Below are 1,322 nucleotides of genomic sequence, written 5' to 3' on the forward strand. Positions count from 1 at the left end.
CGCGTTGACTCATCAGAAATGCGCGCGAATGGGCGGGTCGTTGCCTCATCAGGAATGCGCGCGTAGGCCCAGTGGATGGGGTTGACGTTGACCGAGCGCCGAGCAATCACCGAGGCGGCTGCGAAGCGCTATCAGCTGGCAAGCAAGGGCGTCAAAGGTCGGATCCTCGACGAGTTGTGCGCCAACACCGGGTGGCATAGAAGTCACGCCCGCAAGGCGCTGAAAGTGGCGCTGGCGCCCAGGATTGTGGCCAGGCGCAGCCCGCGTCCTGTGAAATACGGGCCGGAGGTCATCGCAGCGTTGACGGTCTGTTGGCAGGTCTTGGAGATGCCGGCCGGCAAGCGGCTGGCGCCGATGCTCGGTGAGCTGGTGGCGGTGTTGCGGCGTTTCGGAGAGCTGACCATTACCGAGGACACCGCGGCATTGCTGACCTCGATGTCGGCGGCCACCATCGACCGCAGACTTGCCGGTGAACGCGCCAATCGCCAGCTCAGAGGGCATGTGGGCACGAAGCCAGGATCGCTGCTCAAAAGCCAGATACCGGTACGCACCTGGGCGGAGTGGGACGACGCCCAACCCGGGTTCGTCGAGATCGACCTGGTCTTCCACGACGGCGGCGACCGCGGCGGCGGCCATGCATTCACCCTGACCGTCACCGATGTCGCGACCGGCTGGACCGAAAATCGATCCGTGCCGAGCAAATCCGCCAAAAACGTGGTGGCGGCTCTCAACGACATCGCTAACACGATGCCGTTTCCGATCATCGGAGTGGACTCCGACAACGGATACGAGTTCATCAACGGTCACCTGCTGTCGTGGTGCGAGCGGCGCCATGTCACCTTCACCCGGGCGAGACCAGGCAACAAAAACGACGGGTGTCACGTCGAGCAAAAGAATTGGGCCGTGGTGCGTTCAGTCGTGGGTTACTACCGCTACGACACCGCCGCGGAGCTGTTGTTGCTCAACGAGATCTGGCGTTTGCATTCGAAGTTGGCCAACTACTTCTGTCCGCAGCAGAAACTGATCTTCAAGACTCGTCGCGGGGCCAAAGTTTCCAAGAAACACGACCAGGCGACCACGCCGTATCGGCGTGCGATCGATCACCAGACCATGACGGTTCAACGCGTCATAGCGCTGAAGCGGATCTACTCGCTCATCAATCCCGCCGCCACACGGCGCCAACTCCGCGCCTTGACCGTCCAACTTTTCACCCTCGCTACCAGCAAACCCACTAACGACGGCCAACCGGCCATCACCAAGCGCGCACGCTCACGTGAGGCAACGACCACCCCTACGCGCGCATCTTGACGTGAGGCAACAGG

The 1,322-nt window shown here is 62.2% G+C and carries 1 protein-coding gene; it reads left to right on the forward strand.

All coding sequences use genetic code 11. The features are described from left to right. Nucleotides 1-75: 75 nt before the first annotated feature. Nucleotides 76-1,308: an integrase catalytic domain-containing protein gene (locus DMB80_RS27750; RefSeq protein ID WP_111512756.1), complete on the forward strand. Its 1,233-nt coding sequence runs from the start codon at nt 76-78 to the stop codon at nt 1,306-1,308. The last annotated feature ends 14 nt before the right edge of the window (nt 1,309-1,322 follow it).

The organism is Mycobacterium kyogaense (genome assembly GCF_003254575.1).
GTDB classification, from domain to species: Bacteria; Actinomycetota; Actinomycetes; order Mycobacteriales; family Mycobacteriaceae; genus Mycobacterium; species Mycobacterium kyogaense.

What these genes read in the sequence shown, in the direction of transcription:
- DMB80_RS27750 (WP_111512756.1), top strand. Translation starts at nt 76, where the DNA reads ATGGGGTTGACGTTGACCGAGCGCCGAGCAATCACCGAGGCGGCTGCG.